The organism is Sphaerisporangium sp. NPDC049003, assembly GCF_043197795.1.
Lineage (GTDB): Bacteria > Actinomycetota > Actinomycetes > Streptosporangiales > Streptosporangiaceae > Sphaerisporangium.
Genome location: NZ_JBICTU010000004.1, coordinates 317677 through 340542 on the forward strand (window position 1 = coordinate 317677; position 22866 = coordinate 340542).

At 70.8% G+C, this 22866-nt stretch carries 20 protein-coding genes and 1 pseudogene; 9 read left to right on the forward strand and 12 right to left on the reverse strand.

The features are described 5' to 3' along the window. Positions 1-102 precede the first annotated feature (102 nt). A complete protein-coding gene (locus ACGFIV_RS06435) occupies positions 103-903 on the reverse strand; it encodes an SAM-dependent methyltransferase (RefSeq protein ID WP_358551684.1) in 801 nt (266 codons plus the stop codon). 289 nt (positions 904-1192) lie between these two features. Here ACGFIV_RS06435 and ACGFIV_RS06440 point away from each other — a divergent pair, with 289 nt between their 5' ends. From ACGFIV_RS06440 to ACGFIV_RS06465, 6 genes are all read left to right on the forward strand, one after another. Further along, positions 1193-2062: an ABC transporter substrate-binding protein gene (locus ACGFIV_RS06440; protein ID WP_358551682.1), complete on the forward strand. Its 870-nt coding sequence runs from the start codon at positions 1193-1195 to the stop codon at positions 2060-2062. Between the two features lie 2 nt (positions 2063-2064). Then, entirely contained in the window at positions 2065-3168 is a 1104-nt protein-coding gene (locus ACGFIV_RS06445) for an amino acid ABC transporter permease (protein ID WP_358551680.1), read from the forward strand. Between the two features lie 4 nt (positions 3169-3172). Then, positions 3173-3922, forward strand: a complete 750-nt coding sequence (locus tag ACGFIV_RS06450) for an amino acid ABC transporter ATP-binding protein (protein WP_358551678.1) — start codon at positions 3173-3175, stop codon at positions 3920-3922. Between the two features lie 48 nt (positions 3923-3970). Then, positions 3971-4753: an acetoacetate decarboxylase family protein gene (locus ACGFIV_RS06455; protein WP_358551676.1), complete on the forward strand. Its 783-nt coding sequence runs from the start codon at positions 3971-3973 to the stop codon at positions 4751-4753. 71 nt (positions 4754-4824) lie between these two features. After that, a complete protein-coding gene (locus tag ACGFIV_RS06460) occupies positions 4825-5517 on the forward strand; it encodes a GntR family transcriptional regulator (protein ID WP_358551674.1) in 693 nt (230 codons plus the stop codon). 40 nt (positions 5518-5557) lie between these two features. Next, entirely contained in the window at positions 5558-6388 is an 831-nt protein-coding gene (locus ACGFIV_RS06465; RefSeq protein WP_392832562.1) for an SDR family NAD(P)-dependent oxidoreductase, read from the forward strand. 5 nt (positions 6389-6393) lie between these two features. Here the strand turns inward: ACGFIV_RS06465 and ACGFIV_RS06470 are convergent, their stop codons facing one another. Together ACGFIV_RS06470 and ACGFIV_RS06475 are read right to left on the reverse strand one after the other, a co-directional pair. Continuing rightward, the gene (locus ACGFIV_RS06470; protein ID WP_358551670.1) at positions 6394-7308 is read right to left on the reverse strand and encodes a GNAT family N-acetyltransferase; all 915 of its coding nucleotides are present in this window, start codon (positions 7306-7308) and stop codon (positions 6394-6396) included. A 194-nt stretch (positions 7309-7502) separates the two neighbouring features. Then, positions 7503-8078 carry a GNAT family N-acetyltransferase gene (locus ACGFIV_RS06475; RefSeq protein WP_392832566.1) on the reverse strand — a complete coding sequence of 192 codons (576 nt, stop codon included), beginning with the start codon at positions 8076-8078 and terminating at the stop codon, positions 7503-7505. Positions 8079-8639: 561 nt separating this feature from the next. Here ACGFIV_RS06475 and ACGFIV_RS06480 point away from each other — a divergent pair. The 3 genes and pseudogenes from ACGFIV_RS06480 to ACGFIV_RS06490 all read left to right on the forward strand — a co-directional run. Beyond that, positions 8640-8990, forward strand: a pseudogene (locus ACGFIV_RS06480) (DUF6010 family protein); the annotation flags it as partial. Positions 8991-9153: 163 nt separating this feature from the next. Continuing rightward, on the forward strand, positions 9154-9699 hold the full coding sequence (locus ACGFIV_RS06485; RefSeq protein WP_358551660.1) for an NUDIX hydrolase: 546 nt from the start codon (positions 9154-9156) through the stop codon (positions 9697-9699). 58 nt (positions 9700-9757) lie between these two features. Next, the gene (locus ACGFIV_RS06490) at positions 9758-10690 is read left to right on the forward strand and encodes a carbohydrate kinase (protein WP_358551658.1); all 933 of its coding nucleotides are present in this window, start codon (positions 9758-9760) and stop codon (positions 10688-10690) included. Positions 10691-10805: 115 nt separating this feature from the next. On the opposite strand, the gene ACGFIV_RS06495 is transcribed toward ACGFIV_RS06490, so the two are convergent. The 9 genes from ACGFIV_RS06495 to ACGFIV_RS06535 form a co-directional block, all read right to left on the reverse strand. Then, positions 10806-12191 carry a nucleotide pyrophosphatase/phosphodiesterase family protein gene (locus tag ACGFIV_RS06495; protein ID WP_358551656.1) on the reverse strand — a complete coding sequence of 462 codons (1386 nt, stop codon included), beginning with the start codon at positions 12189-12191 and terminating at the stop codon, positions 10806-10808. Beyond that, the gene (gene eboE / locus ACGFIV_RS06500) at positions 12188-13489 is read right to left on the reverse strand and encodes a metabolite traffic protein EboE (RefSeq protein ID WP_358551654.1); all 1302 of its coding nucleotides are present in this window, start codon (positions 13487-13489) and stop codon (positions 12188-12190) included. The genes ACGFIV_RS06495 and eboE overlap by 4 nt, the downstream gene beginning before the upstream one ends. Positions 13490-13507: 18 nt before the next feature. Continuing rightward, on the reverse strand, positions 13508-14362 hold the full coding sequence (locus ACGFIV_RS06505) for a TatD family hydrolase (RefSeq protein ID WP_392832572.1): 855 nt from the start codon (positions 14360-14362) through the stop codon (positions 13508-13510). 16 nt (positions 14363-14378) lie between these two features. Further along, positions 14379-15047: an EboA domain-containing protein gene (locus ACGFIV_RS06510; protein ID WP_392832575.1), complete on the reverse strand. Its 669-nt coding sequence runs from the start codon at positions 15045-15047 to the stop codon at positions 14379-14381. 52 nt (positions 15048-15099) lie between these two features. Further along, positions 15100-15969, reverse strand: a complete 870-nt coding sequence (locus ACGFIV_RS06515; RefSeq protein WP_392832577.1) for a sugar phosphate isomerase/epimerase family protein — start codon at positions 15967-15969, stop codon at positions 15100-15102. After that, entirely contained in the window at positions 15966-16886 is a 921-nt protein-coding gene (locus tag ACGFIV_RS06520) for an SCO3242 family prenyltransferase (RefSeq protein ID WP_392832580.1), read from the reverse strand. The genes ACGFIV_RS06515 and ACGFIV_RS06520 overlap by 4 nt, the downstream gene beginning before the upstream one ends. After that, entirely contained in the window at positions 16883-18100 is a 1218-nt protein-coding gene (locus ACGFIV_RS06525; protein WP_358560912.1) for an inositol-3-phosphate synthase, read from the reverse strand. Before ACGFIV_RS06525 ends, ACGFIV_RS06520 begins: the two co-directional genes overlap by 4 nt. Before the next feature lie 194 nt (positions 18101-18294). Then, positions 18295-19815: a ThuA domain-containing protein gene (locus ACGFIV_RS06530; RefSeq protein ID WP_392832583.1), complete on the reverse strand. Its 1521-nt coding sequence runs from the start codon at positions 19813-19815 to the stop codon at positions 18295-18297. Positions 19816-19958: 143 nt separating this feature from the next. Beyond that, positions 19959-22787, reverse strand: coding sequence for a carbohydrate-binding protein (locus tag ACGFIV_RS06535; protein WP_358560918.1), 2829 nt, complete (start codon positions 22785-22787; stop codon positions 19959-19961). Positions 22788-22866: the final 79 nt, after the last annotated feature.

Consider the following 22866-nt stretch of genomic DNA (forward strand, 5'->3'; position numbering starts at 1 on the left):
ACCTTCGTATTCCACCGGATGGAACGCATCACCGGCCGTCCATGTCATCACCGGCGGCGAGGCCCCTGCGGGACGCTCCCGGAGGGCGGCTCCACCGCTCGTCTACAGCTTGGCGGCGACGCCGCAGAAGGCGGTGACCTCGTCGGGCAGTCCCCAGGGCGTGGCCTCGGGCCGCCAGCGTGACACCGACACCACGCCCGGCTCCAGCAGTTCCAGGCCGTCGAAGTAGGCGGCGATCTGCTGCGGGGTGCGCAGCTTGTAGGGGTCGCCCGCTTCGGCGCGGGTCTTCTCCGCCTGGGCGGCGGCCTCGGGGTCGACGGCGTTGGTGCCGTCCTCCAGGACCAGGTAGCTGCCCGGCGGCAGCGCCGCCACCAGGTGGTCGCGGATCGCGGTCGCCTCCTCGTCGTCCCACACGTTGCCCAGGATGCCCAGCATCATCAGCGCGATCGGCCGGGTGAAGTCCAAGGTGTGGGCCGCCTGCTGGAGGACGTACGCGGGATCGCGGACATCGGCGTCGACGTAGTCGCACACGCCCTCCCGCGTGCTGGTCAGCAGGGCGCGGGCGTGTACCAGCACCAGCGGGTCGTTGTCCATGTAGACGATCTTGGAGGCGGGGTTGACGCGCTGGGCGACCTCGTGGGTGTTGTCGACCGTCGGCAGCCCGGTGCCGAGGTCCAGGAACTGGGTGATCCCTGCCTCGCCGGCCAGGTGCCGCACCGCCCGGCCCAGGAAGGCCCGCGAGTGCCGGGCGACGTCCACGATCCCCGGGTACACCTGGAGGACCTGGTCGCCGACCTGCCGGTCGATGGAGTAGTTGTCCTTACCGCCCAGCCAGTAGTTCCACACCCTGGCCGAATGCGGGGTCGTGGTGTCGATCTGCGCGGAGGGCTTTTCATCTGCCATGAGAGCACTCTTCGTCGTGGAGGTCGGGACGCCACCGGTGAGCGGGGTTCTGGTGGCATGCGGTCGGGTCTGATCATTTCAGGCTTCGCCGCGGTTGTCCGCCGCACCCGTAGGCCAGGTGGCACAGCTCATTTCCATAACGGACACTTCGCCCACACTGGCACAACCTAGAACACCTGTGTAATGTCACCCGAACATCACTGACATTTTAGATAAATATCAACTTGAGTGAAGCGCAGAGCCGGGGGTCCACGGCGCTGCGGTCAGACCAACCAGGGAAAGGTGCAGCGTGAACAAGCCGTTCAAGATCAGCGGCGCGGCGGCCGTGGCGGCCGCGCTCTTCGTGCTCGCCGGCTGCGGCGGCGGCCAGGACACCTCCGCGAAGAGCGGGTCGTCCTTCGGAGAGTGCGAGGTCACCGAGAACCCGCCCATCCACAAGCTGACCACCATGCGGGAGGGCGCCCTCACCGTCGCCGCGTCGCTCCCCTATCCGGCGGGCTATCGGGGCAACACGCTGGAGAGCGTGGACGGCGGGTACATGTACTGTCTCGACGCGGAGATCGCCAACCGCGCGGGCCTGAAGAAGATCAAGCTGGTCAACGCCTCGTTCGAGGCCCTGGTCACCGCCAAGTCATCCGATTTCGACTTCGCGGTGTGGGACATCTACGACACCCCGGCGCGTCGCAAGGTCGTGGACTTCTCCGCTCCCTACAACACCTACCACTCGGGGGTGCTGGTGAAGCCCGGCTCGGCCCTCACGTCCGCGACCATCAAGGACGCCACCGTCGGCGTGCTCGCCGGCTCGGTGCAGCTGAAATTCGTCCAGGACACCCTCAAGCCCAAGCAGGTGCGGGTGTTCAACTCCAACGACGACCTCTTCAACGCCGTGCTCGCCGGCCAGATCGACGCCGCCCTGAACGACACGGCCACCGTCATGCCGCGGGCCGCGAGCTCGGGCGGCAAGCTCAAGGTGATCGGGCAGTACCCGGTCGGCGGCGACGTCGCCCCGCTCTTCCCGAAGGGATCGCCGAACGTCCAGGTCGTCGACCAGATCATCGCCGACATGAAGAAGGACGGCACCCTGGACGCGATCATGAACAAGTGGCTCAACCCGATCCTCGGCGGCGACCCCAACGCGCTTCCCGATTGGGCGGCCTGAGCATGAGCGTCCGGGGCTCCCGCGCGCGGACCTCCGGCGGGGAAGCGCCCGGCGGCACGGCCGTGGCGTACGCCCGCCCGCTGAGCACGCGCGGGTACCTCAACGGCGCCGCCGTCCTGGCCCTGCTCGCCCTGGTGCTCTGCTACCAGCTGGCCGGCGCGACCATGACCATCGGCGGGCCGCCGCGCGTGGTCCTCGGGCTCGTGCTGCCGGCCGCGATCGTGGGCGGCCCGCTGCTGGCGGCGTACCGGCGCGGCAGGCTGTCGGAGCAGGAATGGGAGGCCAAGCGGTACGTCGCCGCGCGCGAGGCCGCCGCTCGGTCGAGGAACGCCTCGATCGCCTCGCTGGGGCTGACCGGCTTCGTCGTGCTGGTCTCGCTGGTGGGCCTGCTCGTCTTCACCAACGACGGCGCGGTGCAGAAGACGTTCTTCAACCCCGAGTTCATGGCGAAGAGCATGGCGGACATGAGCAGGGCGCTGCTCGTCAACGTCGAGATCGCCCTCGGCGCGCAGGTCCTGGCGATGCTGTTCGGGCTCGTGCTCGCCGTCGGCAGGCTGCTCCCCGGCAAGGGGTTCTGGCCCGTGCGCGCCCTGTGCGTCGCCTACATCGACGTCTTCCGCGGCATCCCGTCCGTGGTGCTCATCTACCTGGTGTGCTTCGGGCTCCCGATCACGGAGGTGCCGGTCCTCAGCGAGGGCGGCCCGATCCTGTACGCGGTCGTGGCGCTGGCCCTGACCTACAGCGCCTACAACGCCGAGCTCTACCGCTCGGGCATCGAGTCCATCAACAAGGGCCAGACCTCGGCGGCGCTGTCGATGGGACTCTCCCAGCCCGACGTGCTCAGGTTCGTCATCCTGCCGCAGATGGCGCGCAACATCGCGGCGCCGATGCTGAGCACGTTCATCGGGCTGCAGAAGGACACCTCGCTGGTGATCGTGGTCGGCATCATCGACGCGTTCAGCCAGGCGAAGATCTACTCGGCGAACGACTTCAACCTCTCCGCGGTGACGGCCGTGTGCGTCCTGTTCGTGCTCGTCACCATCCCGCAGACCCGTCTCGTCGACTACATGCTCGCCAGGTCGAGCACGAAGAAGAAGGGGGGCTGAGCCGGTGGGGAGCGCATTCGTCGAGCTCGACCAGGTGACCAAGAGGTACGGCGACACCACGGTGCTCGACCGGGTGGACCTGGCCGTCGACCGGCACGAGGTGGTCACCCTGATCGGTGCCTCCGGGTCGGGGAAGTCGACGCTGCTGCGATGCGTCAACGGGCTTGAGGCGATCCAGGGCGGGCGGATCTCGCTCGGCGGCGACGTCATCTCCGGGGAGGGCGTGGACCTCGTCAGGCTCCGCCGCCGTGTCGGCATCGTCTTCCAGAGCTTCAACCTCTTCCCGCACATGAGCGTGCTGCGCAACTGCACGCTCACGCCCGTGCGCGCCGGGGTGGCGACCAAGGAGCGGGCCGAGGCGGAGGCCAGGGTCATGCTCGAACGCGTGGGCCTGAAAGAGAAGGTCGGCGCCTATCCCGACCAGCTCTCGGGCGGCCAGCAGCAGCGCGTGGCCATCGCACGCGCGATGCTGATGCGGCCCGAGGTCCTGCTGCTCGACGAGATCACCTCGGCCCTGGACCCGGAGCTGGTGATCGAGGTGCTCAACCTGGTCCGCGAGCTGGCCGAGGACGGCATCACGATGATGATGACCACCCACGAGATGCCCTTCGCCCGCGAGATCTCCTCCAAGATCTGCTTCCTGCACAGGGGCAGGATCCTCGAACAGGGCCCCCCAGAGGAGATCTTCGACGCTCCTCGCGCGCCCGAACTGCGGACGTTCCTTCGCAAGATCCACGAGGCCGGCCGGAACTGACCGTCCCGGCGGGCCTGTCACCACATCACGACAACAGGAATCTCAATCATGAAGCAGAACTACGACGTCAAGAACTTCTTCGCCTACCTCGGCTACCCGAGCGGCGACCAGCCGTACTGGTCCAAGGATCTGCGGACGTTGTCGGTCTACTGCCGGGGCGACCGGGCGAACCTCGAAGCACTGCTGGAGCCGACCCCGTTCGAACTCGCCGACGACCGGTTCGTGGTGCAGATCGCGGACTTCGGTAACGCCACCCCGGGTCCCTTCTACGACTCCGGCGTGGTGATCCCCGTGCGGTACCGCGACCACGTGGGCGTCACCTACTTCTTCGAGTTCGAGGACCAGCCGTGGAGCGTGGCGTTCGGCCGTGAGGTGTGGGGCTATCCCAAGCAGTACGGCGAGATCGGGCTCGTCGAGGACGGGAACGCCGTTGCGGGCACGGTGAGCAGAGCCGGTAGCCTGATCTTCGGCATTTCGATGACCTCCGACGACGGCTACTCGAACGAGTCCTGGGCAGACATGACGATGTACCCCCACTTGCAGGTCCACGCTCTCCCCGAGGCGAACGGCCCCGGCTTCACGACCTTCGAGATCATCTCCCGCGACACCTCCAGGGACTTCGCGCTCCAGCGCAAGACCTTCGGGCCCGCCGAGGTCGAGCTGGGCCCCGCGCTCTCCGTCAACGGTGTCAGCCTCAAGATCGTGGAGGTCCTGGGCGGCGAGTACTCCGTGGGCGACTACGCCTGCACCGTGGAGAACGGCATCTCCACCGTCGTCGACGATGTGCTGGCGAGCACCGCGCACGACCCCGGCGAGGCCCGTTCCCTCTGACCAACAGCCGCTGAGAGTCGTGCACGCGGTGGCCCGTCCCTACGGGCGGCCTCGTGCGGAGAGGTCGCAAAGTGTGTTCTGCCTACGTCGGCGACAACGCCAAGACGGGCGCCGGCGAGCCATCGGCCAGCAGTCTGCTGAGCGAGTCCGCCACCGCCAGGCTGCGGTCGCGACTGGTGCGCGTGGAGATCATGCCCGGAGAGAGGCTCAGCGAGCCCGAGCTCCGTACCGCCCTCGGGGTCGGCACGTCTCCGGTGCGCGAGGCGATCCGGAGGCTTGAGTTCGAGAAGCTGGTCGTGATCTATCCGCGCAGCGGCACGTTCGCCACGGACATCGCGCTGAAGGACTCGCGGTCCGTCATGGAGCTGAGGCTCCAGCTCGAAGGGCTCTCGGCCGCGCTCGCGTGCGGCCGGGGCTCACGCACGGAGAAGGAGCGGCTCGCCGAGATCTCCGAGCGGCAGTACGAGACCGACGACCTGCAGCAGTGCATCGACCTCGACGCGGCGTTCCACCGCAGCATGTACCAGATGACGCGCAACGACTACCTCGCGACCACGGCTGAGATCCACTTCAACCTCGCGCTGCGGCAGTGGTACTTCTGCTCCAAGGTGGTCGAGACCCCCGACTGGACCGGCGTCGACCACCGCCCTCTGGCGGCCGCGATCGCCGAGGGGGATCCGGAGGCCGCCAGCGAGCACATCCGCAAGCACGTGCTGCACGACTCTCAGCAGATCGCCGACATCCTCACCAACTACGGCCTGTAAGCCACCCAGGCGGGCCTGGCTCGAAAGAGAGTTCCGCGAAATGCCGGCCACCACCACTTCCGCCCCGCACACCCTGCCCTCCCCGCACACCCTGTTCTCCCCGAACGGCCTCTTCTCACTGGACGGCCTGACGGCCCTGGTCACCGGCGCGGCCGGAGGGCTGGGGCGCGCGCAGTCCCTCGCGCTCGGCGCCGCCGGCGCGAGGGTCGTCGCGTCGGACGTCAGCCTCGACGCCGCCCGCCGGTGCTGCGCGTACCTTGAGGAGAACGGCGTCGACTGCCTGCCGCTGGAGATGGACGCCCGTTCACTGGAGAGCATCGACAGCGCGTTCGACGCGCTCGACGCCGCCGGTGAGTGCCCCGGCATCGTGGTGAACAACGCGGGCGTCTCCCTGCGCAACGACGCGCTGAACGCCACACCGGAGGAGTTCGACACCACGCTCTCCATCAACCTGCGCGGCACGTACTTCGTCGCCCAGCGCGCGGCGCGCCGGATGAGCGAGCGCGGCGGCGGGCGCATCGTCAACGTGTCGTCCATCGGCGGCCTCGTCGTGGACGGCGAGCGCTCCTCGGTGTACGACGCCTCGAAGGCCGCCGTCGTCCAGGTGACCAAGAACATGGCCTACGAGTGGGGCAAGTACGGGATCAGGGTCAACTCCATCGCCCCCGGATACATGCGCACCGCGATGACCTCGGACCTGCTGCCCACCAAGGACGTCGAGGAGTCACTGGTCAGGACGCACATCCCGCTCGGCCGAGTCGGAGAGCCGGGCGATCTGGCCGGGGCCGTGATCTTCCTCGCCTCCGACGCGTCCGCCTACGTCACCGGCCACACTCTGACCGTCGACGGGGGCTGGCTGGTCGCCGTGTAGAGGGCCTATCCAAGGTCGGTATGGGGGAGGTAGCGGTCCAGCCGCACCAGGCCCGGCTCGGTCGACATGAACGTGTCCATGTCGTCGATCTCCCAGCCGGCGTCCAGCAACCGGGGCAGGAGCGGGTGCACGCCCGGCACCGCGACCTGGACCTCGTCGACACCCGGATGCGCGGCGACCGCCGCGAACACCGCGTCGGCGCAGTCCTGCGGGGTCTCACCACCCACCGGCCCCACCTCCAGGTCCTCGACGGTCCGCCGGGCGAACGCGTACCCTCCGCCGGTGACGTGCACCGTCACCCCCGGAAGGCCCGCGTACCAGGCCAGGGCCCCGGCCCGGTCACCCCCGGAGATCCGGGCGTCCAGCTTCACGGCCTCCCGCACACCGGCCTCCCGCATACTGGCCTCCCGCATACTGGACGGTCCGCCGGCCTCCGCCCGGGGCCCGGCCAACGGTCCCCGCGCGGACGGCCCGTCCGGCGCCTTCTCATCCCGTACCCCGGACCCTCGCGGCCCGGAATCCTCCCCCGGATGGTGGATCAGGTAGATCAGGGGGCACACCGGACGCATCCCCTGCCTTATGTACAGCCCCAGCGCCCTCGGGTCGTCCGACGCGAACGTGACCCGCGGCGTGTCGGACGGCAGCAACCGGCTCAGGATCGTCCGGCCGATCCCGGACGACTGATGGTCGGGCAGGACGAACAGGTCACCCAGGTGGGAGACCTCGCCCCGGCGGATCACCCCGCCGAAACCCACGACGCGCCCGTCGACCTCGCCGACGAGCAGCGTCCCGAACTCCCGCTCGGCGTCGAGGAAGTCCGGCATGCCCTCCCAGTCGTCCAGAAGCTCGAAGTGCGAGGCCACCTCCCGCACGCCCGGCATGTCCGCGTCCCCCGCGACCCGCACGCTGTATTCCCCCACCGGCACTCCCCACCTGCGAACATCCGCGACGCTCCTTACCCTAGGACGCGTTCGCCCGTCCTCCTTGCCAGGAGGAACACCGCGTGTTGAGGGGCACCGGATCGCGCACCACGCGAGGGGACAGTGGACCTCATGGCCTTGCGTGCGAACCGGCTGTTCCGTTAAGTGCGGAACTCGATCAGGCCGGCGAGTTCTTAGCGAATCTCTCGATGCTCACGTTCCCAGTCAGCTCTGGCCAGCGCGTACTCGACCACGCCATGCTCGAAGCCCTCGATGGCGTCCAGCCCGTCGCGGTGGAAGGTGCGTACGAGTGTCAGGCCGACCTTCTCCAGCACGCGCCGGGAGCCGAGATTGACCGTCATCGTCTCTGCGAGCACCCGTTCCACTCCCAACTCGGTGAACCCTTTGTCGACCAATGCACGCGACCCCTCGGTGGCGTAGCCCTTGCCCCACGCCGACCTGCGTAACCGATAGCCGAGCTCGAGCTCGCCGTCACGTGGTTCGTCCTTGCGCGGTCGGAAGTGGAACCAGCCCAGAAACCGTTCGGTGGCCTTCTCCTCCGCCGCCCAGAACCCGAGACCTTTGAATCGCTCGTAGCAGCCGAGAAGTGCCGGCATGACCTGGCAGCGGATCTCCTCGCGGGGAGTCGGCCTGCCACCGTTGAGGAAGCGCATGACCTCAGGATCACTATCGAGTTCAACCAGGTTGTCCTCGTCAGCATCGGTGAAGCGACGCAGCGTCAGTCGGTTGGTCTCCAGGAAGATCGACATCCCTCGATTATCGCGTCTCCGGGAGCACGGGGTTGTACACAGAACGTTCGGTCAGGATCCTGTGGTGGCGTTGGCAGGGGCCGGGCCATGAGCCTTTGACGTACAAGCCGATGCGGGTCACCCCAGGCCCTCCCACCCGCTCCGGCGCCCGCCTGACCTGCCCGGCCCTCCTACACCTGGGCCGCCACCGATCCCACCTCCAGTCTTAGGCGGTGTCCACGAACGCTCACTGGGTCGGCCGCCGCACGGCGGCGCCGAGATCGCCGTACCACACCCCACCGCTTCGGCGCCGAACACAAAGCACACCTGTGACGGAGAAGGAGGGCGGCGGCCGAACACTGAACACTGTGGCGGCGCGACGAGGGAGGACGTTACCCATCCCCACAGCCGAGGCGTTGCGCGAGACGGCGGACGTCCCGCCGCTCACCGCCCGGCTGGCTTCGGCCCAACTCGTCGCGGTGCAATGGTCGCTGACGCTCGACAACGCCGAACCGCTGGCGTCGGGCGAGTCCGCCGAGGCGCGTCACCCGGGCGCGGTGAGCGACGCCGACCGAACCGCACCGGCGCCCCTTCAACGCCGTCATGGTGGCAGGGGCGGGCGCCGCCTACCTCAGCGGCGGTGGCCTGGGCGGCTGGGAGTTCGCCTTCGTCCCCGCCGCCACCTACTGCGCCTACCGGGGGCTGGAGTCGTGGACGTTCATCGGCGTCGGCTGGCTGCTGCACACCGCGTGGGATGTCCTGCACCATCTCAAGGGCAACCCGATCATCCCGTTCGCCCATGACTCTTCCCTGGGCTGCGCCATCTGCGACCCGGTCATCGCCCTGTGGTGCCTCCGCGGCGGCCCCTCGCTCGTGGAGTTCGTCCGTTCCCGGCGAGGAACGCTGGACCGGTCGCGAAGCGGCGCGACCTGAGGGCTGTTCAAGCATCTCCGCGTGCGCTCCGCGGCCACCGCCCCATGAGTGAACGGGCAGGCCCCAGGGAACAACCGCCGTCGACGCGGACACCGGTGGTGAGGCCGTACCGGTGAAGCACGTCGACGACGGGCGACTACTCCGAAGAGAGGTGCATCGCGGTATGAGCGTGTTCCCGGAGAGGGCCGATCAGGAACGGCGGGCGGGTGAGGGCAGGAGTCCCGACATCTCGTTCATCGCCGGACTTCCACGGGTGCGGTCGGCGTCGGGGGCGCTGATCCGGGACGAGGCGGAGCGGATCATGGTGGTGTGCCCCACCTACAAGGACCACTGGGACATCCCGGGCGGGATGCTGGAGGCGGACGAGTCGCCGTTCGCGGCATGTGCTCGCGAGCTCGAAGAAGAGCTCGGCCTCGAACTTCCGGTAGGACGCCTGCTCTGCGTCGACTGGGTTCCGCCCCGCCCGCCATGGGACAGCGGGTTGATGTTCGTCTTCGACGCGGGGATGCTCTCCACCGAGCAGGTCCCCGGCATCCGGCTGTGCCCGGACGAGCTGGAGCGGTTCGAGTTCGTCGCGGCCGACGAGATGGACGGTGTCCCGCTGGAGCCGCGGCCGGCCCGCCGGATCAGGGCCGCGACGTCCGCGCTCCGCGCCGGGCGGACGGCGTACCTGGAAGACGGACTCCCTCTGGACGCGTCGCCGCCATAATCGGGCATCCGGCCCCCGATACCGGGAAACCGGCCACGGACAGAATGGGAGCGGCGTCGTGTTGGCGGTAGTCGGTGAAGCGGTGATCGATCTCATCCAGGACGACGATGGACGGTACACCGCCCATACCGGCGGGAGCCCGCTCAACGTCGCGGTCGGGTTGGCGCGGCTCGGCGAGCAGGTGAGCCTGCTCGCGCGGTTGTCCCGGTCGGCGTTCGGCCGGCGGCTGCGGGAGCACGCCGAGGCCAGCGGCGTCGACCTGGCCCGCGCGGTGGAGGCCGGCGAACCGGCCAGCCTGGCGGTCGTCGGACTCACGCCCGATGGTTCGGCGGAGTACGACTTCTATGTCACAGGAACCGCCGACTGGCAGTGGGCCCAGGGCGAACTGGAGCCGCTTCCCGCCGCCGCCCAGGTCCTGCACACCGGTTCGCTGGCCTGCTTCCTGCCACCGGGCGCCGCGCGGGTCGAGGCCGCGATGCGGTCGGCCAGGACGGCGGGGCTGCTGGTCAGCTTCGACCCCAACGTCCGCCCGGCGCTGCTCGGCCCACCCGAGGCCGCACGCGAACACGTCGAGCGACTGATCACGCACTGCCACGTCGTCAAGGCCAGCGAACAGGACGTCGCGTGGCTGTACCCAGGGGAGAGCCCGGGCGCGGTCGCCCGCCGTTGGCTGGCCGCCGGCCCCTGCCTGGTCCTGCTGACCCTGGGCGCGGCGGGCGCGCTCGCCGTGACACGGCGGGTCGCGATCGAGCGGCCGGCCCCGAGGGTACGGGTGGCGGACACGGTCGGCGCGGGCGACGCGTTCACGGCCGGCCTGCTCTCCTCGTTGGTACGGAGGAACCTGGTCGAGCCGGATACGTTGCGCGCCGTCGCCCCGGAGGTGCTGTCGTCGGTGCTGGACGACGCGATCACGGTCGCCGCCCTGACGTGTACCCGCCCGGGTGCCGACCCTCCGGGTCGCGGCGACGTGGACCGGTTCCTCGGCACCTGACCGCCCTGGTACGACCAAGGCTCACGACCGGACGGCAAGCGGGATCGCCCAGCGGAGGGGGCCTCGGAAACCATGCCGGGCATGGCTTCCGAGGCGGTCGCTCCTTCGCGAGGGGTTACGTCGTGATCCCCGCCAGGCGCAGGCACAGGGACTTGACCTCGGTGGCGGCGTACGCGTCCTGGTCCAGCGGGTCGCTGCAGAGGAGGACGGGGGCGTCGCGGGGGTCGCTGGGGAGGCGGCCGTGGCTCCCGCGCACGGGGGCCGGGTTCAGGGGGACGACCGGCATCGTGTAGCGGAAGCCCAGGGTCTTGCGTGCGAGCGCCATCCCGGCCTTGGCCTTCACGAACGGGTCCTCGGGGTTGAGGAACAGCTCGGCGGGGTCGTAGCCGGGTTTGCGGTGGATGTCGACCAGCCGGGCGAAGTCCGGGGCGAGGTCGTCGTCGAGCCAGTAGTAGTAGGTGAACCACGACTCGGGAGTGGCGACGGCCACGAGCTCCCCGGCCCTCGCGTGGTCGAGTCCGTGCGCCGCCTTGCCCGCCTCGTCGAGCACCTCGTCGACGCCCGGCAGAGCCGACAGGATGGACCGCACCTTGGCCACGTCGGCGGGGTCCTTGACGTAGACATGGGCGAGCTGGTGGTCGGCGACGGCGAACGCGCGCGAGGTCCAGGGGTCGAGGTACTCCATCCCGGCCTGCCGGTAGACCGACAGCAGGCCCTCCTGGCGCAGGACCCGGTTGACGTCGACCGGGCGGGAGACGTCGGTGATGCCGTACTCCGACAGCACGACCGTCACCGCGCCCATGGCGTCCGCGTCGTCGAGCAGCGGCTTCAGCGCGGCGTCGATCTCACGGGCGGCGGCCACCGCCTCGGGCCCCGACGGGCCGAACCGCTGGAGGTCGTAGTCGAGGTGCGGGATGTAGACGAGCGTGAGGTCGGGCTTCTCCCGGGCGAGCATGATCCTGGACGCGTCCACGATCCACTGGCTGGACGCGATCCCCGCCTTGGGGCCCCAGTACGAGAACAGGGGGAAGCTGCCGAGCTCCCGGGTCAGGTCCACGCGCAGCGACGGCGGGGTGGTGTAGCAGTCGGGGCCCTTGCGGCCGTCCGCGTGGTAGATGGGCCGGGGCGTCACCGTGAAGTCGGTGGCGGCGCCCATGGCGTACCACCAGCAGATGTTGGCGACGCGGTAGCCCGGATGGACCCTGCGGGCGTCGTCCCAGATCTTGGGCCCCTCGACGAGGGCGTTGTGCTGGCGCCACAGCAGGACTTCACCGAGGTCGCGGAAATACCAGCCGTTGCCGACGATGCCGTGGTCACGCGGGAGGGCTCCGGTGAGCAGGGTCGACTGCACCGAGCAGGTCACGGCCGGGAGCACCGTCCCGAGCGGTGCCGGGCGGCCGAGCCTTCCCAGGTTGGGCATGGATTCGAGCAGCCGGGGGGTCAGGCCGACCACGTCGATGACCACCAGCGGCCTCACGGCGCCGTTCGTTCCGATCGTCACGGGGTCTCCTCTTTCAGTCCGAGGTCGATGAGGCGGTCGCGCATCCAGGCGAGTTCCAGCGCGATCCCCTCCACCAGTGCCTCGTCGGTCTCGGGTCGCCGGTCCTCTGGCAGCGCCTGCCAGGTGTAGGTCTCCACCTCGACGTGCCGGGTCAGCGCCGAGGGTCCCGCGAGCAGCGCGCGCAGGGTCTCGTCGAGCACTTCCTGGGTCGAGGCCAGTGGCGGGGCGGGCGTCGCGTGCAGCGGGACATGGAAGTGGACCCGCCACGGCGCCTCTCCCGGCAGTTCCCCGCCGAGCGCCTCCCCGAGGTCGTCCGTCCCGTGCGAGACGTCGCCGTGGCCTGGGCGGTCCGTCCCGTGCGAGACGTCGCCGTGGCCTGGGCGGTCCGCCGCCTCGCCGTCGTGACCCGTCTCCGGCCGGGGCGTGCCGTCGCCCCGTTCGCGGGTCTGGTGGATGAAGCGCGGCTCGGCGAAGGCCGCCAGCGCCTCGCGGGCGGCCGGGTCGGCGGGGTCGTCGACCTGCAGGGCGCAGGAGGCCTGGAGCTTCACCACCGGCAGCCCGGCCCCGGCGAGGCGGGCAAGCGCCTGGCCGGGGTCCTCGAACTGCACGGCGAGGTGGCAGGCGTCCAGGCAGACGCCCAGGTAGTCGTGGTCGGCCCCTCCGAGGTGGCGCGCCGCCTGCGTCGTGTTCTCCACGACGCAGCCGGGCTCGGGCTCGAACCCGACCCGGATCGTACGGCCCGTCGTGGCGGCCACCTCCGCCAGTCCCTCGGCGAGCCGGTCGAGCACGCGCATCGCGGCATCGGAGCGTTCGGGCGTCCAGGGGGTGCGCCAGGCGAGCGGCAGGGTCGAGACGCTGCCCGACCGGACATCGTCGGGCAGCAGGCCCGCGAGCACGCGTGCCAGCGCCAGCGTGTAGTCGAGCCTCGCCTCGGTGGTCCAGTCGGGATGGTAGACCCGCAGCTTGGGCGACCCCGGCACGGCCGACCCGGCGTCGCTCTCTCCCTCGTAGTCGTGGAATCCCTGGTAGGGGAACCCGTTGAGGGTGACGACCTCCAGGCCGTGCTCGGCGAGCGCCTCCCGCAGCCGTACGGCCTCACCGGGCTCGGCCGTCAGCGCGTCGCACACCGGCCGCGACAGCCACAGCCCGACCCCGAGCCGGGGCACGCCGAGCCTTTCACGCACCGGCCCGGCGTACCGCCGCAACTGTCCGAGCACCCCGGCCACGTCCTCGGCGGGGTGGACATTGGTGCAGTAGGCCACGTGGACCACCGACCCGTCCGGATGCAGGAACCTCATGACGACGCTCCGATCCGGCTAGTCACGGGGGGCTCCGCGGAGGATGCTGTTGCCGGCGTAGTCCTGGCCGGAGGTCACGTCCGTGAGGTCCAGGCGGCCGCTCTGGCCGTAGAAGGCGGCCGGGTTGTCCCACAGGAGGGTCTCCGCCTCGGTCTCCGAGAACCCGGCGGCGAGCATGGCGTCGCCCACGGCCCTGGTCTTCAGCGGGTCGCTGCGCCCCCAGTCGGCGGCGGAGTTCACCAGCGTCCGCTCCGCCCCGTACTCCTTGAGGATGGCGACCATCCGGTCCTCGTCCATCTTGGTGTCGGGGTAGACCGAGAAGCCCATCCAGCAGCCGCTCTCCTTGACCATGCCGACCGTCATCTCGTTGAGGTGGTCGACCAGCACCCGCTCGGGCGGCAGGCCCGACTCGCGGACGACGTCGAGGGTGCGCCGGGTGCCGGCGGCCTTGTCGCGGTGGGGGGTGTGGACGAGCACCGGCAGGTCGTGCTCGATCGCCAGGGCGAGCTGGCGGGCCAGGGCCTCGTCCTCGGCGGGGGTGATGTCGTCGTAGCCGATCTCGCCGACCGCGACGACCCGGTCCTTGGCGAGGTAGCGCGGGAGCAGGTCGAGCACGGGACGCAGGCGCGGGTCGTTGGCCTCCTTGGGGTTCAGCGCGATCGTGCAGTGGTGGACGATCCCGAACTGCGCGGCCCGGTAGGGCTCCCAGCCGAGCAGTCCGTCGAAGTAGTCGGCGAAGGTGTCGGGGGACGTGCGCGGCTGGCCCAGCCAGAAGGCGGGCTCGACCACGGCGCGCACGCCGGCGGCGTACATGCGCTCGTAGTCGTCGGTCGTGCGCGAGGTCATATGGATGTGCGGGTCGAAAATACGCATGAGGGTTCCTCTTCGATCAGGCGGAGGCGTGCGGGTGACCTTCGGCGAGCAGGGCGCGGACCTTCGTCAGCACGGCCGGATGGGGTTCCACCAGGGGCCACACGTCCGAGGGCACCTCGCGCCCCGCCATCAGGCGCTCCTGCGCGTAGTCGGCCAGCATCCTGGCCAGTTCCGCGTCCGCCCGCCGGTCGAGGCCGGACACGGAGCCGAGCGGCACGCCGATGAACACGCACTTCAGCACGGCCTGCCTGTAGGAGTGGTCGGGCAGGTGCTCCGCCCCGTAGGGGCCGAGGGCGGCCCGCACCAGGCGGGCGTCGTTGGTGCGCAGCGCGTCGCGCACGATCGGCAGCCCGTGGTCGCCGAGCCGCCTGTCCGCGTCGAGCGCCGGCAGCCCCTTGAGCACGGCGAGCCGCTCGGCGGCGTCCCCGTGGGCGTACAGGTCGAACAGCGTCCGCCCGAGCGCCGCCCCCCTGCTGGACAGCGCCAGCAGCAGCTCGGCCCGGACCGCCTGGTCGACGGTCCAGTCCGGCTCACCGGGGATCGGCGCCCGGCCGCAGGCCCGCCCGGCCGCGGGGAACAGCGCGGCGAGCGCCCCGTCGTCGGCGCGGATCCGTTCGGCGGACGTCCGCAGCCAGCGGGCGCCCTCCTCGCTCAGGGCGGTCCCGGGTACGTATGACGTGGTCATCGTCGTCTCCCACCTCTCAAGGCTCGGACGCCCCGCAGGGCGTGGCCTGTCTTCACGGCGTGGCTCCCTCGCGCCGGCCCCGGGCGTCGCCGGGTGGCTCCAGCTCGCGCAGGAAGCGGAGGGAGCGCGCGGCGACCAGGGGTGCGGCGTGGCTGTGCCGGGGCAGTTCCACGCTGACCAGGCCCCGGTACCCGGCCTCCTCCAGTGCGGCGAGGACCGGCGGGAAGTCGATCTCTCCCTCGCCGAACTCCAGGTGCTCGTGCACGCCCCGCCGCATGTCCTCGATCTGTACGTTGACCAGGTGAGGCCCGGCCCTGCGCACGCAGTCGGGCACCGGTTCGGGCTCCAGGCACCGGCAGTGGCCGATGTCCAGGGTCAGGCCGAGCCGTTCCGGCCTTCCGGCCAGCTCGCGCAGGCGCTCGAACGCCCCGATCGTGTCGACGAGCATGCCCGGCTCCGGTTCGAAGCCGAGGGTGACGTCACGGGAGCCGGCCTCCTCCAGTACGGCCGCGACCCCGGCGGCGAGGTTCCGCCAGGCCTCGTCCTCCCCGACCTCGGGAGGGCGGATCCCGCTCCAGAAGGAGACGGCCTCCGCGCCGAGGTCCGCGCCGATCCGTACGGCGCGCAGCAGCAGGTCGACGCGGGCCGCGGCCGCCTGCGGGGGGTGGAGCAGCGTCGGGTGGTGCTTGCGTAACGGGTCGATGACGTAGCGCCCGCCGGTCTCGATCACCACGGACAGGTCGAGGTCGCGCAGCCGCTTGGCGACGCGGTCGACCTCGTGGCCGAGGCCGGGGGCGTAGGGGTCGAGGTGCCCGGCGTCCAGGGTGAGCGCGACGCCGTCGTACCCCATGTCGGCCAGCACGACGAGCGCCTCGTCCAGGCGGTGGTTGCTGAAGCCGTTGGTGCCGTAGCCGAATCTCACGTCGGGGAGACCTTTCTCGACAGCTTCCTGGCCAGGGGGTGGGCCGCCGTGAGCGCCACGGCCGTGGCGAGCCGCCCGCGCCCTGCGGTGAGGGCGGCCTGCAGGGGCAGCAGCCCGAGGATGCTCTGTCCCACGGCCGCCCGGGTCCGTCCGGCGTCGGGGTGGCGGGCGGCGTCGAGCTGCGCCCGCCCCACCAGCCCCGCGTACGCCGCCGTGAGCCCGAACCCGGCCAGCCTGCGGATCGCGACCGGCGCGCCGCCCGCACGCCCCCGTGGGACGGCGGGTCCGCCATCGGCCGCAGGGCCGGAGGTGACCGACGAGACGTGCGCGGCCGCCAGCCCGGCGGCCACGGCCGTCGCGGTGAGTGCGGTGGCGGACCTGGCCTTCGATCCTCCCCCGACCTCCCCCCGGCTCAGCGCCGTGACACCGTAGGTGTGCGCGGCCACGGCTCCGGCCGCGAGCATGCGCGCCTTCCCCTGTCCGGGTGAGGCGCCCGACGTGCCTCCGAGCACCACGTCCAGCCCGCGCGCGGCGGCCATCGCCAGCGGGCCCGCCGCCGTGTCCTTCAGGCCCAGGTCGTACGCCCACACGACGGCGGCCAGCCCGGCGGCGACGCCGAGCGCTCCGCGCCCTCCGGTACGGGCGGCGGCGACCAGGCCGGCGGCGGTCAGCCCGGCGGCGAGGCCGAGCGCCTGGCCCGGCCGCACACGGCCGGAGGGGATGGGACGTTCGGGCCGCTCGACGGCGTCCAGGTCGCGGTCTGCGTAGTCGTTCAGCGCCATGCCGGCCCAGTACAGGCAGACCGACGACAGCGCGAGGCCCGGCCTGACCGCTCCCCCGGCGGAGACGTCACCGGGCACGGTGAGCGCGGCGGGGGCCCGGACCAGTTCGGCCAGCGTCGCGAGGTCCAGGCTCACGCGAGCGTCCCCGCGAAGGCGCGGAGCAGGTCGTACTGGCTCTGGAGGCGATGCTCGTCCAGGGCGAGGGGGTCCTTGAAGAAGAAGCCGAGCTCCTTCACCGCCCCCGAACGGCCGCGTTCGTGCGCGCGCGCGATCAGCCTGGCGAGGTCCAGCACCAGGGGCGCGGCGAGCGCCGAGTCGCAGCCCTGCCAGGTGAACTGCAGCGTCATCCGCACGCCGAGGAAGCCCTCGAAGGTGATGTGGTCCCAGGCCGTCTTCCAGTCGCCGAGGTGCGGCACGTGGTCGATGTGGGTCTGGCCCTCGACCTGATGACCGAGTATGCCGGGCAGCGCCCGGTCCTTGGAGATCTTCTTGCTCTCCCCCGCCGCGGGGTCGGCCAGCGTGGCGCCGTCTCCCCCGCCGAGCAGGTTCGTCCCCGACCAGGACCGCACGGCGAGGGCGCGGTCGGCGAACATCGGGGCCAGCGCCGTCTTGACCAGGGTCTCCCCGGTCTTGGCGTCACGGCCCGCGTACGGAACCCCCTGCGCGCGGGCCAGCTCGTCCAGCGCGGGGAGGGACACGCCGGTGGAGGGGGTGAAGTCGATGTACGGGCAGCCGGCGCTGAGCGCGGCGAAGGCGTACAGCGAGCTGGGCGGCAGCACGTTCCCCGGGAGCTCCAGGGCGCCGGTCAGCGCTTCCAGGCTCTGGTGTGCCGGGTGCGGCACGGCGGGCGGCTCGGTGGAGGCGACGTGGATCACGACCACGCGGGCGAGGCCCCGGCGCTCGCGGAAGTCGGTGATGTCGCGGATCAGCCTGCGCGCGACGGCGGCCTGGGTCTCCTCCCCGGCCGTGTCGCCGATCTCGGTGCCCTCCACGGAACCGGCCCGCTCTCCGGCGGACGGGCCGGGCCGGGTCTCGGCGGCGGCGGCGATGCCGGGCCGGATCTCGGCGTCGGCCGCCTCCAGGTCGTGGCGTACGAGCTCGGCGAGCGGCGGGGGGATGACCCCGGCCCGGCTGAGCTCCTCGGCCCTCTTGGGCAGGGGCGTGCTCGCGATGTCGTGGCCGCCGAAGACCAGTCTGTCCAGTGGCGGCAGTCCCGCACCCGCGAAATCGGGCCCCTCGGTCACGCATCCGATGGGCGCCGCGAGCCCGGACCGTAACGCCGCCGCCCCGGTGACGACCGTGGTGGCCACCGATCCCCGTGCCCCCACCAGCCAGATCCCGACGTCCATCAGCATCTCCTTCTTCTCACGAGCCGGCCGCCGACTGGCCGGCCTCTTGCTGTCGTGCACAGGGTCTCCGCCCCGGCTCCCATCGCCGGGACGCCCGCGGGACCGTACATCTGTACGTCCGGAACACCGCCGATGCCCGGAACACCCAAATGAGGGTGTTCCGGGCAGAGATGACCCCTACGAATTGCTATGGATCACTTGGTGAGCGTGAAGGTGTCCACGTCGAACAGGGAGCCCCCGTTACCGGTGAACACCAGGAACACCGGTCCGGACGCCGAACCGCTGAGCGTCGTGGACACGTTCTGGAAGGTGTCGAAGCTGCCGGTCGACGGAACCGTCACCGTGCCCAGCAGGGTGCCCGTCTGAGAACCCGAGCGGACCTGGATCGCCCCGCCCGCGCCGCCCGAGGAGATCCGGGCGGTGAACCCGGTCGCCCCGGCGGTGCTCACCGACGCGTACCCGGCCCAGTCACCGTTGTCGATGTAACCGACCGTCTTGCCGCCGCTGGCCGCCGCGTGGTTCGCGACCTGCACGCCCGACTGCGAGGTGTACGCCTCGCCCTCCACCGTCGCGGGGACGGCGGTCTTGGTCAGCGAGAAGGTGTCCACGTCGAACAGCGAACCGGCGCCACCGGTGAACGTCAGGAACAGCGGCCCCGACCCCGAACCGGTCAGCGTCGTGGACACGTTCTGGAAGTTCTCCCAGCCACCGGTCGAGGGCACGGCCACCGAGCCGAGCACGGTCCCGGTCTGCGAGCCCGAGCGGATCGTGATCGTCCCGCCCGGCCCGCCCGAGGAGATGCGGGCGGTGAACCCGGTCGCCCCGGCGGTGCTCACCGACGCGTACCCGGCCCAGTCACCGTTGTCGATGTATCCGAGCGTGTTGCCGCCGCTGGCCCCCGCGTGGCCCGCGGCCTGCACGCCCGACTGCGACGTGAACGACTCCGCCTCGATCGTGCCGCCCGGAGGGGGTCCGGTGGGAGGGGCGCAGTTGGCCGTGACCATGCCCGCCGTGTACCTGATGCCGCCGAGCAGCAGCGCCCGGTAGGCCGGGTCCGCGTAGGACTCGATCGTGTGGCCGAGGCCGGTGTAGAACGACCGGCCGCTCACCTGCGGGTGGCACCAGGTGATCGGGTGGTCCCCGCTCATCTCGCCACCGGAGTAGCTGCTCTCGTCCAGGCTCTGCAGCACGTGGACGGTCGAGCGGGGGTTGGTGCGGTAGTTGTACCACTCGTCGGTGCGCGACCACGTGGCCGCGAGGCCGGAGGTGGCGGGGTGCGTGCGGTCCTCGTTCTTGACCGTCGCCTGCTGGATCGCCGGGTGGCTCTTGAACCACGCGCCGACCAGCTGGCCGTAGTACGGCCAGTCGTACTCGGTGTCGGCCGCGGCGTGGACGCCGACGTAGCCGCCGCCACCGTTGACGTAGGAGGTGAAGGCGGTCTGCTGGGCGTCGTTGAGGACGTCGCCCGTGGTGCTGAGGAAGACCACCGTCTTGAACTGGGCGAGGTTGGCCGTCGTGAAGGCCGTGGCGTCCTCGGTGGCGGTGACGGTGAAGTTGTTGGCGGTGCCGAGGTCACGGATCATCTGGATGCCGGTGGGGATGGAGTCGTGCCGGAATCCGGCGGTCTTGGAGAAGACCAGCACCTTGTAGGCGGGGTCCGCGGCGTGAGCGGCCGTGGGAGCGAACTGGGTGACGATCAGGGTGGCGGCGATCACTGCCAGACCACCTCGTAGGGCGCGGAACATGGCTGTCCTTTCGTCTACGGCGCGACCGGCGCGGGCTGACCCCGCGCCGGGTTCGCCGATCCCGGCCCGGCGCGGGCCCCTACCGGGTGCCTCGCGCCGCGCCGGCCGTGCCGCTAGCGGGTGATGGTGAAGGTGTCGACGTCGAGCAGCGAGCCCGAGCCGCCGGTGAAGGACAGGAACAGCGGCCCCGAGGCCGAACCGGTCAGCGTCGTGGACACCGTCGTGAAGTTGTCGAAGCTGCCGGTGTTGGCGACGTTGACCGAGCCCAGCAGGGTGCCGGTCTGCGAGCCTGAGCGGACCTGGATGGTGCCGCCGGGGCCGCCGGAGGACACCCGGGCCGAGAAGGTCTTCGCGCCCGAGGTGTTCACCTGCGAGTACCCGGCCCAGTCGCCGTTGTCGATGTACCCGAGCGTGGTGCCGCCGCTGGCACCCGCGTGGCCGGCAGGCTGCACGCCGGACTGCGAGGTGTAGGCCTCACCCTCGGTCGTGGTGGAGGTGCCGGCGCCGGTGTTGAGGGTGTAGGCGTCGAGGTCGAAAAGGTTGCCCTGACCGGTCACACCCTTGAACACCAGGTACAGCGTCGTGGTGCCGGCCGGGACGTTGCTCAGGTTCCCTGTGACGTTCACGAAGGTGTCCCAGCCACCGGTGGGAGTGACGGCCACGGACCCGAGCAGGGTGCCGGTCGCCGATCCCGCGCGCACCTCCAGCGTGCCGCCGGCGCCGCCGGAGGAGACCCTAGCGGTGATGCTCTGGGCGTTGGAGACGTTGTAGGGCGTGAAGGAGATCCAGTCGCCGTTGTCGGTGAAGCCGACGGTCTTGGCGCCCTCGGCCCCGGCGTGGTCGGCGGTCTGGATGCCCGACTGCGCTCCGAAGTGCTCGGCCTGGCGGTGCCTCGGCTGCAGGGTCCGGGTGCTGGTCGAGGTCAGGCCGCCCTTGTCGGTGTAGGAGGCGGTGAAGACGCCGAAGATGTTCGCCGCCGCGTCGTGTTCACCGTCGACCGGGACCGCGATGGATCCGCTGCAGCCGGTCTTGGAGGTGATCTGGTGGGCGTGGCTGTCGTGACCCAGCGAGTAGGTGACCGTCACCTTGCCGCAGTCGATCGTGCCGTCCTCCGGGTCGCTGACCGTGACCTGGAAGGGCACGGTGTCGCCGAAGGAGAACAGCTGGCCGTCGACCGGCTGCGTGAGCGTCACGGTCGGGGCGGTGTTGCCGACGCTCACGATGACACTGGCCGTCCCGGTGAGCCCCTGCGGGTCGCGGACCGTCAGCGTCGCCGTGTAGGTGCCGTTGGTGGTGTAGGTGTACGAGGGGTTGGCCGCGGTGGAGGTGGCGCCGTTGCCGAAGTTCCACGAGTACGTCAGCGCGCCGCCCTCGGGGTCGGAGCTTCCGGCCGAGGAGAAGGTCACCGCGAGCGGGCTCGGACCCGAGGTCTTGTTGGCGGAGGCCTTGGCGATCGGGTTGCGGTTGGTCCCGCCGATGTACTCGATCCTCCACAGGGCCTGGTTGTTGCCGCCGGTGCCGTAGTCGAGCACGTACAGCGCGCCGTCCGGGCCGAAGGCCATGTCCATGACCTGCGTGCCGGTCCACGGGAAGTCGCCGATGTCACCGTAGGCGCCGTCGGCCTTGACCTCGATGGCCTTGATCCACCTGCGGCCGTACTCGCCGGCGAAGAACCTGCCGCTGAGGGACTGCGGGAACTTCACGCTGGAGTTCAGGTTCGCGTCGTACCGGTAGACCGGACCGCCCATCGGTGACTCGGAGCCGCCGCCGAACTCCGGCGGGGAGCCGGCCTCGCCGCCGTACCTGATCCAGCTCGGCTTGGCCGCGGGCAGCTTGGCCACGCCGGTGTTGCGGAAGGACGCGTTGGTCGGCCCGCCCGCGCAGTCGAACTTCGCCCCCGAGGGGCCGCTGGGGAAGGTGTACTTGTTGTAGGTCTCGGCGGTGGTGTTCGTACCGGTGCAGTACGGCCAGCCGAAGTTGCCCGCGCTGGTGATCCGGTCGAACTCGACCTGCCCGCCGGGGCCGCGGTTGGCGTCGGGGCCGCCCGCGTCCGGTCCGTAGTCGCCCAGGTAGACGATCCCGGTGGCCTTGTCGACCGACATGCGGAACGGGTTGCGGAAGCCCATGCCGTAGATCTCGGGCCGGGTCTTGGCCGTTCCCGGCGGGAACAGGTTGCCCGAGGGGATCGTGTAGGTGCCGTTGGGCTCCGGGTGGATGCGCAGGAGCTTGCCGCGCAGGTCGTTGGTGTTGCCGGAGGACCGCTGGGCGTCGAACTGCGGGTTGCGGTCGGTGCGCTCGTCCAGGGGCGAGTACGAGTTGGACTCGAACGGGTTGGTGTCGTCACCTGTGGTGAGGTACAGGTTGCCCGCCGCGTCGAAGTCGATGTCCCCGCCGACGTGGCAGCACTGGCCACGGTCGTTGGCGACCTGGAGCACGACCTTCTCGCTGGCCATGTTGAGCGTGTCGTCGGCGTTCAGGGTGAAGCGCGACAGGTTCAGGTTGCCCTTCCAGGCGTCGAACTGCGCCTGCGTGCCGCTGGTCGGCGCGTCGCCGTCCGGCGTGCTCAGCCTCGGCGAGTAGTACAGCCAGACGTAGCGGTTGGTCGCGAAGCCCGGATCCACCGCGACGCCCTGGAGGCCCTCTTCGTCGTGGGTGTAGACGTTGAGCTTGCCGGCCTGCTTGGTGCTGCCGGCCGCGGTGGTGACCCGGACTGTGCCGTCACGGGCGGTGTGGATCACCGAGCGGTTGGGGAGCACCGCGAGGGACATGGCCTCGCCGAGCGCCGCGCCTCCGGTGGCCAGGCTGACCTGCTGGTAGTCGGAGGCCGGGATCACGGAGGCGCCGGCCGCCTGACCGGTGGCCGAAACCGTCGCCAAGCCGCCGGAGATCACCAGCGTGACCGAGGCGAGTAGTCGTGTCCACGACCGAGGACGTGGTGACATGGGGGGTCCTTTCCTGACTTGGGGGGTCAGTCAGGCAAGGCGCGCGCCGCCGCGCTTGTTGCCGGGTACTGCGGTTTGG

Coding starts and splice junctions, on each gene's coding strand:
- ACGFIV_RS06435 (WP_358551684.1), bottom strand. CDS start 903: ATGGCAGATGAAAAGCCCTCCGCGCAGATCGACACCACGACCCCGCAT.
- ACGFIV_RS06445 (WP_358551680.1), top strand. CDS start 2,065: ATGAGCGTCCGGGGCTCCCGCGCGCGGACCTCCGGCGGGGAAGCGCCC.
- ACGFIV_RS06455 (WP_358551676.1), top strand. CDS start 3,971: ATGAAGCAGAACTACGACGTCAAGAACTTCTTCGCCTACCTCGGCTAC.
- ACGFIV_RS06465 (WP_392832562.1), top strand. CDS start 5,558: ATGCCGGCCACCACCACTTCCGCCCCGCACACCCTGCCCTCCCCGCAC.
- ACGFIV_RS06475 (WP_392832566.1), bottom strand. CDS start 8,078: ATGTCGATCTTCCTGGAGACCAACCGACTGACGCTGCGTCGCTTCACC.
- ACGFIV_RS06485 (WP_358551660.1), top strand. CDS start 9,154: ATGAGCGTGTTCCCGGAGAGGGCCGATCAGGAACGGCGGGCGGGTGAG.
- eboE (WP_358551654.1), bottom strand. CDS start 13,489: ATGAGGTTCCTGCATCCGGACGGGTCGGTGGTCCACGTGGCCTACTGC.
- ACGFIV_RS06505 (WP_392832572.1), bottom strand. CDS start 14,362: ATGCGTATTTTCGACCCGCACATCCATATGACCTCGCGCACGACCGAC.
- ACGFIV_RS06510 (WP_392832575.1), bottom strand. CDS start 15,047: ATGACCACGTCATACGTACCCGGGACCGCCCTGAGCGAGGAGGGCGCC.
- ACGFIV_RS06525 (WP_358560912.1), bottom strand. CDS start 18,100: ATGGACGTCGGGATCTGGCTGGTGGGGGCACGGGGATCGGTGGCCACC.
- ACGFIV_RS06535 (WP_358560918.1), bottom strand. CDS start 22,787: ATGTCACCACGTCCTCGGTCGTGGACACGACTACTCGCCTCGGTCACG.